Raw genomic sequence first — 10,316 nt, 5'->3', positions numbered from 1 at the left:
GGTGCCGTACGTGGTGAAGCCTTGCTCGGCGATGCCCAGCTGGTAGCTCAGCGCCGCCGCCATGATGAATGCGGTGAAGCGCTGCCGCTCACCGCCGGACATCGAGCCGGTATCGGCGTGCATGAACACCTCGGTCTTTACCGCGCGGCTCTTGCCGCCGTTCTTCGCAGCTTTGGACCCGGAGTCCCGCACTTCGCGGTGCTCTTTGCACTGGATGAAAAGGTGCCCGCGGACGTCCAGCACCTCGGCACGCCAGCGGCGGTCCTCGGGGGTCTGCGACCCGAGCCGCTTCACCAGCGTTTCGAGCGACTTGTAGCGGTTGGTGAGCTCGGCGTCGTCGTCCGTCTCCGCGCCGGCGACGGCGGCCGGCGCGGCAGCCTTCCCGGGCCGGGTGTGGCGGACCTTCAGCGCGTTCTGGATGGCGTCCTTGAACTGCTTCGCGGTAGCCGGCAGGGTCTGCTTGATGTCCAGCTCCAGGAAGCTGCCTTCGTGGAAGTTGACCTCGGAGAGGATGCCGTTCAGCGGCAGGATGCGGCTTGTGATGGAGCGGCGTTCCTCGTCAAGCAGGTGCAACAGCGTGCTGAAGGACTCGTGCGTGCGCTGGTTGAAGAACTGCCGGAACTCGGCTTCCTGCGCCGGAAGGCCGTCGCTGACAATGGCGTGGTAGCGGGATTCGAACTCGCCGGCGGCCCCGATCGAAGTGCCGTGGTCCGCGGAAATCGCCGTGCCCCACTCGCGGACGAAGCCCTCGAAGATGCGCGTGAGCCGCTCGGAGGTGGCCTGCCCGCGGGACTCGGCGGCGTGCAGTTCGGCCTGCAGCCGGGTCCGGACCTGGTTGGCGAGGTTGTCCAGCTCATGCATTTCGGCCAGCTCGCCGAAGCCGGTGAAGTAAGGTTCCAGCGCCGCGACGGTGGCGTCCGACGGCGGCTGCTGGGCCAGGCGCGCCTGCGCGGCGTCCAGCAGCGAATCGGCCGTGCTGAGCTGCGCGTCGAGAGCCTTGTACTCGCTCTGCAGTACGGCCGCCGCCTCGGTGCTGGACTGGTGTTTCTGTCGGGAAACATCGATGTTGGCGCGCAGCGGCTCGAGGTCCGCCTGCGCGGCGAGGGCGTCCTTGAGCCGCTGCTCAATCCTCGCGAGCTCCTCGGCGGCAACCGCAGCGGACACCTGCTCCCAGGGCCGGTGGTCGTGGGCCACGCGGCGCAGTGCGTCGAGCTGGCGGGTCATGCCCTGGTGCGACTCTTCCCGGCTTTGCGCCAGTTCGGCGGCCTTGGCGAGTTCCTGTCGGAGCTCCTCGACCTGCGCGGCCACCACTTCAAGTTTGGCGGCGTTGTCGAAGCCGAGCACGTAGTCCTGCCGCGAGGTGAAGCGGTCATCCTTTTCCACGGTGTGGCGGTTGCGCTTGACCACGCCGCCGAGGCTCAGGCCCTTGTCCAGCCCGGCCAGCTCGCCCGGATCCTCCACGCAGGGGTAGGCGAAATCGAGCGCAATCCGCTCCCGGATCCACTCGCCGGCCGCCGCGAAGGCGCTGCCCGCCGGACCGGCGGTGAGGATGTCCAGCTTGGTCAGCAGATCGCCGTCGGCCGCGTCCTCCACGGCCAGCGCGCCGCCGGCGAGCGGCTTCGAAATGTCCACCGCGCGCAACGCACCGCGGACCGGATAGTCGTTGAGGTAGCGGGTAACGGCTGCAAAGTGCTCGCCCGGGACCAGCAGCGTGGTGGCCAGGCTGCGCAGGGCGCGTTCGGCAGCCGGCCGCCACTGTTCGTGGCCCTCCGCGAGGTCGATGAGCTCACCGCCGAAGGGCATCTGCTCCTCGGAAATGCCGGTGGCCGCCGCGATGGCACTGCGGTTTTCAATGCTCGACGGCGGCAGCAGGGACTTGCGCGTCTTGAGCGAGACAAGTTCCTGCTGGGCCGCGGCGAGCTCCCGCTTCCTGGTCGCGTGACCGTCGAACGCCTCGAAACGAAGCTCCTTGAGCGACTCCGAATGGTCCTGCAGCTCGACGGAGCGCGCCGCCGCGTGCTCGTGCGCCTGCTCCCAGCCCGCGGGCGTCCACTCAAGCTCCAGGCCGGCGTCGGTCAGGGCTTTGCGGGCGGCTTCCTCGACCTGCTCGCGGAGTTTGAGACCCACCCGGGCGTTCTCCAGCGACTGTTCGATCGCGGAAATCGCGTTGCCGCCCTGGTTGTTGTAGTCCGCCTCGAGCTCGCGCAGTTCCTTGGCCAGACCGTCACGGACGCCGCGTTCGGCGCCGAGCTGCTTTGCCTTATCCTGTGCCAGCGCCTTGAAGCGTTCCAGGGTTTTGCCGTGCACGCTGACGGCCAGCTGCTGCTTATAGGCCTCGAACTCCTCGCCGGCGAGATCCCGCAGCCGGTTCGCGTCGAGCAAGGACTGTGCGTACTCCTTGTTCAATCCGGGGACGGGCGCCAGCTGGTCGCGCTGCTGCCGGACATCCTCGAGCCGTTGCCGGATGGACATCAGGTTGCTGAATTCCTCGACGACGTCGTCCGCGGCAGCCAAGGTGGCGGGCGCATCCAGGACCTGGTCGCGGAAGAAGGTATTGACACTGCCGCCCAGGCCCTTGCCGGCCTGGATCACGCGCAGCAGCGGCAGGGCCTGGTCCGAGTTGATGCCCAGCAGGCGCCGGAAACGCTCGGCGAAGGCTTTGTGGACGTCAAAGATTTGGGCATCCGGGAAGATCCCTTCCAGCGCCGACTTGGTGAACCGCTTCTCTGCGATGCCCTCGAGCGCGGCCAGGTCCAGCGGCTTATTGTCTATCAAATAGAACCGGCCGACGCTCGACTCGGTCCCGTTCTTGGGCACGTCGAAGAGTGCCGAGACGGTCACCCGGGTGCCCGCGGCGTTGTCGAAGGTCAGCCCGACGGCGGACCAGGTCGCGCCGGGGCGTTGGAAGGCGCTGGCGGAGCCCTCGCCCACGGCTTTGTCCCCCACCTTGCCGCGCATGTACGTGAAGGTGGTTCGTTTGTCCTCGACGGCGCCGCCGGCGCGCTGGGCCGCGGCCTCGTTGGAGCGGGGCCGCGCGTCGAACACTCGCAGCATCGCGTCGAACAGCGTTGACTTGCCGACCCCGGAGTTGCCGGTCAGCAGGGTGCCGTTGCGGTCCACGTGCATTGTATGGGCGCCATGGAAGGTGCCCCAGTTGACCACCTGGACCAGGGCTAGGCGCATCTGGCCGGGGTTGGTGAGTTCGCCTAACGGCAGCATGGTCGCGATACTCACTTGGCTGCCTCCGCTTCCTCAGTGTGGTCGCCTATCGCGGCATCCTTGTGGTCGCCTATCGCGGCATCACCGGACACATGCTCTGCATGCTCGCTCGTTCCGCCCCTCGGACTCCCTTGCCTCGCAAGCTCGGCCAGGGAACCCTCTCCGAGGGGGCCCAGCTTAGACGCATGCTGCCGCATGTCCCCGGGGCTGCCGCTGCTGATTACTCGGGAATCGTCGTCGTCGTCGGTGATCGGCTCACCTTGAGCGTCGTCTTCAGTGTCCTCGTCGGAGCTCGCGGGGCTGTCGCCGTCGATGTCGATCAGGGGTTCTGTGCCGGTGGGGTCGGCGGAGGCGGCGATTAGGGCTTCGATTTGGGCCGGGATGTCGCCGATGTTTTCGAAGGGGAGGGCCAGCGGGAGGGCGTTGGAGATGGTGTAGACGTCGTCCAGGCCCGTGGTGAGGAGTAGTTGGCGGGCCAGGAGCTTGGTGATGGCGCGGTTGACGACGTCGGAATCGCGCAGGGCGTCCTGCTGGCCGGCGGGCTGGTAGTGGGCCACCAGGTCGGCGATTTCCTCGCGCGTGATCGTCGGATCGGTCTGGGCGGTGACGTGACGGTCCAGGAGGAGGCGCAGGCGCAGCAGCACGATGGTTTCGACCCGGCTCAGGGCACGCTGCTGGCGCAGAATGCTGGAGCGGGTGCTGCCGCCGATCGCCTCGGGGTCCACCGGCCGCAGCACGGCCACCTTGCGTTCATGGTCCAGTTGCAGCGTCAGGAGCACGTCGGAGAGGCGGCTGCGCAGGATCAGCTGGTTGTCCAGCAGTGTGGTCCAGAGCTTTTCGTCCCGGCCGCCGTCGATGTATGGGCCCTTGAGGAGCTTCACGAGCGCCTGCCGGACCTTCATCGGGAGCACTCCGGTGTCGCCCGGGAAGAGTGCCGCGCCGTCGACGAAGGTGTCCCGCGGTGTCACGGTGAAGGGATCGGCGTGCACGTGCTCCGGCTCGTGCTCCCGTTCCGTGCCGGGCGCTTCCTGGACAAGGTCGGTCATCTTCAATCCTTCTTAAGCGTGACGACAGGCAGGTACGCGGTGCGGACCGAGCCGTCGATCTGTTCGAAGTCCAGCGCCGCCCAGGCCCCGCGGTCGAAGTCTGCACCCTGGTGCAGCGCGTGCGAGAGCAGGGCACGGATGGAGTTGATGTGGCGTTCGGTCCCCGGCAGTTGCTCCCAGGCCTCCGCCAGGGTGGACACACCTGCGACGGCGGTGCGGATCGCCTCGGGGCTGGCCTTGCCGGTCCGCGGCGAGCGCACCCGGTCGGAGTCGCTGAACGCGATCGGGTCCGCCAGCCTCGGCGGCGCGGCAAACTCATCCGGATCGAAGAGCTTGACCATGGCCAGGGATTCGAAGCCGGCGTTGAAGAGCACCGGTCCGCGGACCAGGCCCGGGCGCTCGCGCTCGTAGGGCAGCGAGCGGATCGCCTGCTCGGCCTCGCGCAGGACCTTGCGGAGCCTGACGGACTGGCGGTAGTCGTCGCTCTGGACATAGGTGTTGAGGCTTTCGCTGAGCTTTCCGTAAATCCGCTGGATCTGGCTGTGCTGGCTGCGCAGTTCGGCCACCAGGTTTTTCAGCGTCTCACGCTCATCCTGGCTCAGCTCGTCGGCGAACTGCCGGCTGAGCACCTCCCCGATCGCGGAACGGAAGCGCAGTTGCTGCTGCGGATCCTCCAGGAAGGCGGTGAAGGACCGGAAGGTCCTGCCTTCGGGGCTCTGCCGGAGCCGTTTGTCGGCCTCCAGCACCTGCGCCATCGTGGCACCCTTGCTGAGCGACTCCTCGATGATCTGGTTTCGGAGCTCACCCACCAGTTCCTCGATCCGGTCCCGCATCTTCTTATAGTCCGCGGGCAGGCTGGCGGCGAGGTCCAGGATGTTGCCGGCCGCTTCGACGGCTTCCTCGTCGTCGAGCAGCCCGTCGAACTCGCCGGAGCTGATCTCCTCGATCAGTTGCCGGCGTTCGCCGATTTCTTCTTCCAGGGAGACCAGCCGTGCGCTCTGGTCCGGGTTGGTCTCGTTGGCAAGTTTTTCCACGTCGCCCAGCAACGTGCCGAGGCGTGAACCGTTCAGGGTGGAACGTTCACTGGAGAGGCTGTCCAGGAAGGCCAGGACACGGGCCGCGGGCTCGGTGACCTCGTAGACAATCTGGCCGGACTGGTTCCGGCGGGTCAGGAAGTTCTTGCGGGTCCACTCATCGCCGAAGCCTTTGCCGTTGGCGGAGCCGCCCAAGCCCGGATCCTGGCGGCGGAGCTGCTCAAGGAAGGCGTCGACGTCGGCGTGGAACTGTTCCAGCGGCAGCTGCGGCCGGGTGCGGGTAAAGGAGGCCTGCAGCACGGCTATCACCCACGGGGCCGAGCGGGTCAATGCCCATGCCGGACCTTTGGTGAGGAGTTCGAGGTCCCGGAGCCGGGCGCTGATGGCGTCGGCGGAGGACAGGGCGGAACGGGACACGCACTTCTCCTATCGCTGCCGAGGTGGGGGGTGGGCAGCGGACTAAAGAAAACTGCCAACTACAAGGTTAACGCAGGGCCACCGGAATCACCGTTGTACCTGTCGCGCTGCGGGCGCACACTTGAAGGACTACGTGGGAGGAGAGTGAGATGCGGACCAAGACTGCATGGATCATAGGTGCGGCGTCGACGGCGGTGGTCCTCAGTAGCGCCTCAGTGGCCGTCGCGGCGGACGGCCTGCTGGGTCCGGGAGTCCCGGTGCCAGGCGTCAGTATCGCGCCGCAACCGACGGACACGCATGAGGCGGACGACGCCGGCCTGCACCCCTGAGACCCGCGTACGGACGGCGGTGCCCGCCTCGTGCGGATCCGGCAGCAATCGGACCCTTGTGACGCCTGTTGCTGGTGTGGTTTTCGCGACCTCACCGTGACCTACGCCCGGGTAGCATTTCGATCCCGTATCAAGGGCCCCCAATCCGCCCCGCGCCTCTGGCTGGGCGCCCCTTCCGCACCCTACGCTCGGGCTAGTGATCAGCCGAAGCGACGGTGCAGGAGGAAGAATGCAGTTCGATCCAAGCGCGTTGGAAACGGGCACCATGGTGTTCCTCGGAACGCTGGTTTTTGCCCTAGTGATAGGCCTCTTCATCTTGACCGCGGCCTTCGCGTCGTTGGCGCTGCTGGGGGTGGGCCGGTTCGCCTGGTTCGTGGCGGCCAGCGTCCTGCTCGGGCTGGTCCACGGCATTAACGGCGCCTGGGACCGGCTGCTGCACCATGCCGCCGGGGTGGAGCTCCCCGGCGATTTTCCCGGCGATTTAATCGGGCAGCCGTCCCCTAGCACCGGCACCTACCCGCGGGTAGTATTGCGGGACAGCTGAAGGGTCCTCCACCCGCGGCGGACCCAGGGCTCGAGCCGGCCAACCCGGTTAGAGGAGATGCCCAGTGAGCTCCGCCGTCGATAACCCAGCCACCCAGGATCCAGCCGCCGAGAACCCCGCCGCCGAAGTTCCGGTAGGCTCGCAAAAGATCGGTTCGGAGGCCACCGCCGCCGATGCCCGGGCCGTCGCAGAAGCCGCCCGGGAGACCAGCTGGGACCGGCCCAGCTTCGCCAAGGGCCTCTACCTTGGCAGCTTTGACCTTGGCCTCGTCCATCCGTGGCCGCAGGCGCCTGCGGACGACGTCGAACGCGGCGAAGCGTTCATGGAGCGGCTCACCGCGTTCTGCCGCACCATGTCCGGACGCACCATCGAGCGCGACGCCTTGATCCCCGACGAGTACCTGTCCGGGCTGGCAGCCCTCGGCGTCTTTGGCATGAAGATCCCCCGCGAATACGGCGGCCTGGGCCTGTCTCTGGTGTACTACGGCCGGGCCTTGGCACTGCTGGGCTCGGTGCACCCAAGCCTCGGCGCGCTCCTGTCCGCGCACCAGTCGATCGGCGTTCYGGAGCCGGTCAAGGTCTTTGGCACGCCGGAGCAACAGCGGGAGTACCTGCCGCGGTGCGCTTCCGGCGCCGTCACGGCGTTCCTGCTTACCGAGCCCGACGTCGGCAGCGACCCGGCCCGGATGGGCAGCACCGCCGTTCTATCGGAGGACGGCGGAAGCTACGTGCTGGACGGTGTGAAGCTGTGGACCACCAACGGCGTCATCGCGGAACTTGTGGTGGTGATGGCACTGGTCCCCGCGCACACCGACGCGGACGGCACCGAACACCGCGGCGGCATCAGCGCCTTCATCGTGGAAATGGACTCCCCCGGCATCACCGTGGAGAACCGCAACGCCTTCATGGGGCTGCGCGGCATCGAGAACGGCGTCACCCGCTTCCACCAGGTCCGGGTGCCGGCCGGGAACCGGCTGGGCCGCGAAGGCCAGGGCCTGAAGATCGCGCTCACCACACTCAATACCGGGCGCCTGTCGATTCCCGCGCTCTGCGTGGCTTCCGGCCGCTGGAGCCTGAAGATCGCCCGCGAATGGTCCAACGCCCGCACCCAATGGGGCCGGCCGGTGGGCCAGCATGAGGCGGTGGGCAAGAAAATCGCCTTCATCGCCGCCAGCGCGTTTGCCCTGGACGCAGTCTTCGAGCTCTCCGCCGAGCTGGCCGACGCCGGCCAGAAGGACGTCCGGATCGAAGCAGCCCTCGCCAAGCTCTGGTCCACCGAGATCAGCTGCCGGATCGCCGACGAGCTGGTGCAGATCCGCGGCGGCCGGGGCTTCGAAACGGCCGACTCGCTCGAGGCCCGCGGCGAACGTGCGGTCCAGGCCGAACAGCAGCTGCGGGATATGCGGATCAACCGCATCTTCGAGGGCTCTTCGGAAATCATGCGGCTCCTGATCGCACGTGAAGCCGTGGACGCCCATCTGGCCGCCGCGGGTGCCCTCGCCTCGGCGGACGCCAGCCTCTCCGACAAGGCAAAGGCCGCYGTCGGCGCTTCCGGCTTCTACGCCCGGTGGCTGCCGAAACTGGTGGCGGGCACCGGCATGGATCCGCGCTCCTACGGGGATTTCGGCCGGCTCGGCAGGCACCTGCGGTTTGTGGAACGGGCCTCGCGACGGCTGGCCCGGCAGACTTTCTACGGGATGGGCCGCTGGCAGGCCAAGCTCGAACACAAGCAGGCCTTCCTGGGCCGGATAGTGGACATCGGCGCCGAACTCTATGCGATGGCGGCGTGTTGCTCGCGGGCGGAGATGCTGCTGCGGACCTCTCCCGAACGCGGCGCCTCGGCCTACGAGCTCGCGAACGCTTTTTGCGAGCAGGCGCGGGTCCGGGTCGAGGAGTATTTCGACCAGCTCTGGCGCAATACCGACGACGGCGACCGATCGCTGACCCGCCGGGTCCTCGCCGGGGACTACGAGTGGCTCGAGGCCGGCGTACTTGACCAGTCCGAAGGCACAGGACCCTGGATCGCGGATGCCAGCCCCCGCGCCTCGGCGAAGGAGAACTTGCACCGAAAGTACCGCTGACGTGGGTATATGCCCGCCACGCGACAGGAGAACTGAATAGTAAGCATCCTTGCTATCTACGCCGCCGACGTGATTAGGTGGAGGCAAGACCTGATGACGGTCGAAGCATTGCAGTGCCCGGCTCAAGCAATGGGCCCGGGTCAATCAATGAAAGCGAGCAGCCATCATGAGCAGCACAGCAGGCCCCGAAGACCGCATGCCCCGACGCGCACGCGAGGACGRCGGACCCCTTGGACGGGACGCCCGGATCCACGACGCCCGCCAGGACGGCGCGACGGCCGCACATCCGGTGACGGCCGATGATCAAGCGGAACGCCGCGCCGCGGCGCGCTCCGAGGACCGGGCTGAAGTCCGCGCCGAAGACCGGGCCGAACACCATGCGGAGCACCGTGCTGACGCCCCTGCAGACGCCCGCGCGGAGCGCTCAGACGACACCCGCGCTTTGCCCGCTGCGCCACTCGCCGGTGCAGCCGCCGCGGGCACCGCAGGCCGTGACGGCAGGGTGATCCACGGGACCCGCGATGACCGCCACGTCCACGACGACGTTATCGAAGAGGTGCCCACCCGCCAGACCGTGGTGGCCCGCGAGAAGGAGCAGTACGGGGGCATCAAGATCGGCTCCGCCTTCTTCGGCTGGCTCGCCGCCACCGGCATGGCCGTGCTGTTGACTGCCTTGGTCGCCGCCGCCGGCACCGCCGTCGGCCTCGCCACCAACACCAACGTCAACGACGCCGTCAACCAGGCCTCGAAGAGCCAAAGCGTCGGGATCGCGGGCATCATAGCTCTGCTCGTAATCCTCTTCGTGTCCTACTACTGCGGCGGCTACGTGGCAGGCCGGATGGCCCGTTTCAACGGCGCCCGCCAGGGCCTGATGGTGTGGATCTGGGCGTTGATCGCGGCAATCGTCGTCGCCGTCCTGGCCCTGACCGCCGGCCAGCAGTACAACGTCCTGGCGAACCTGAACAGCTTCCCGCGGATCCCGGTCAACGAAGGCGACCTCACCACCGCGGGCATCATCGCGGCGGTTGTCGTGGCGGTCGTGGCCCTCATCGGCGCCATGCTGGGCGGCCTCGCGGGCATGCACTTCCACCGCAAGGTGGACCGCGCGGGCTTCACTCCGGTGGAGACCGTCGAGGAACGTTAGGCGGGCGTGAGGCCGTCGACGTAGTACCAGCGGCGGTCCTCACGTCGGAAACGGCTGGTTTCATGCTGGACCCGGCGTTCGCCGTCGTGCCGAAAATAGGCCTTGAACTCGACGGTACCCTCAATGTCCAGCGGTCCGCCGCGCACCGTCGAGACGATGTCCAGGCGCCGCCACTGCACGTCCGGATCCAACTCCAGCGTGGCGGGCCGGGTGCCCGGATACCAGGTGCGCAGCAGGTAGCCAGCGTCCAGCACCACGAACGCGCTGTAGCGGGCACGCATGAGCTGCTCCGCGGTGGGCGCCGCCGCCTCGCCGCGATGGAAGCGGCCGCAGCAGTCGACGTACTGCTCGCCGGAAAGGCATGGGCAATTGCCCGCGTAAGGGGTCCCCTCGGGCCCGGAACTGGCTGCCTGCCGGTGCGTCACTGTTTGTCCTTCCAGGGGGCGTTCCGCGGAGTCCTTCCGGGGAGTCTTTCCGGGGGTCACTCCGGCCCGGCGCGTCCG

General features: G+C 67.8%; 7 protein-coding genes and 1 pseudogene. 4 read left to right on the top strand and 4 right to left on the bottom strand.

The features are described 5' to 3' along the window. The 3 genes and pseudogenes from AB4Y86_RS04245 to AB4Y86_RS04235 all read right to left on the bottom strand — a co-directional run. Nucleotides 1-3,234 (bottom strand): ATP-binding protein (locus AB4Y86_RS04245; RefSeq protein WP_441400372.1); only part of this gene is annotated, 3,234 nt, incomplete at its 3' end. A 245-nt stretch (nt 3,235-3,479) separates the two neighbouring features. Then, nucleotides 3,480-4,265 (bottom strand): annotated as a pseudogene (locus AB4Y86_RS04240) (DUF4194 domain-containing protein); the annotation flags it as partial. A gap of 2 nt (nt 4,266-4,267) precedes the next feature. After that, nucleotides 4,268-5,716: a DUF3375 family protein gene (locus tag AB4Y86_RS04235; protein ID WP_441400370.1), complete on the bottom strand. Its 1,449-nt coding sequence runs from the start codon at nt 5,714-5,716 to the stop codon at nt 4,268-4,270. A 149-nt stretch (nt 5,717-5,865) separates the two neighbouring features. Between AB4Y86_RS04235 and AB4Y86_RS04230 the strand changes: the two genes are divergently transcribed. From AB4Y86_RS04230 to AB4Y86_RS04215, 4 genes are all read left to right on the top strand, one after another. After that, nucleotides 5,866-6,045 (top strand): hypothetical protein, encoded by a 180-nt coding sequence (locus tag AB4Y86_RS04230; RefSeq protein ID WP_441400368.1) that lies wholly within the window; start codon nt 5,866-5,868, stop codon nt 6,043-6,045. Between the two features lie 229 nt (nt 6,046-6,274). Further along, complete coding sequence (locus tag AB4Y86_RS04225; RefSeq protein WP_441400367.1) at nt 6,275-6,589, top strand: hypothetical protein; 315 nt, start codon at nt 6,275-6,277, stop codon at nt 6,587-6,589. Nucleotides 6,590-6,653: 64 nt separating this feature from the next. Then, nucleotides 6,654-8,669: an acyl-CoA dehydrogenase family protein gene (locus tag AB4Y86_RS04220; protein WP_441400365.1), complete on the top strand. Its 2,016-nt coding sequence runs from the start codon at nt 6,654-6,656 to the stop codon at nt 8,667-8,669. Between the two features lie 166 nt (nt 8,670-8,835). Then, the gene (locus AB4Y86_RS04215) at nt 8,836-9,813 is read left to right on the top strand and encodes a TIGR04086 family membrane protein (RefSeq protein WP_441400363.1); all 978 of its coding nucleotides are present in this window, start codon (nt 8,836-8,838) and stop codon (nt 9,811-9,813) included. Here the strand turns inward: AB4Y86_RS04215 and AB4Y86_RS04210 are convergent. Beyond that, entirely contained in the window at nt 9,810-10,238 is a 429-nt protein-coding gene (locus tag AB4Y86_RS04210; protein ID WP_441400374.1) for a YchJ family protein, read from the bottom strand. The genes AB4Y86_RS04215 and AB4Y86_RS04210 overlap by 4 nt on opposite strands. Nucleotides 10,239-10,316 lie beyond the last annotated feature (78 nt).

It is taken from the genome of Arthrobacter sp. 2YAF22_2, from assembly GCF_052114645.1.
In the GTDB taxonomy this organism is placed as follows: Bacteria; Actinomycetota; Actinomycetes; order Actinomycetales; family Micrococcaceae; genus Arthrobacter.
This window is presented reverse-complemented; position numbering and strand designations above follow the sequence as displayed.

What these genes read in the sequence shown, in the direction of transcription:
- AB4Y86_RS04225 (WP_441400367.1), top strand. Translation starts at nt 6,275, where the DNA reads ATGCAGTTCGATCCAAGCGCGTTGGAAACGGGCACCATGGTGTTCCTC.
- AB4Y86_RS04230 (WP_441400368.1), top strand. Translation starts at nt 5,866, where the DNA reads ATGCGGACCAAGACTGCATGGATCATAGGTGCGGCGTCGACGGCGGTG.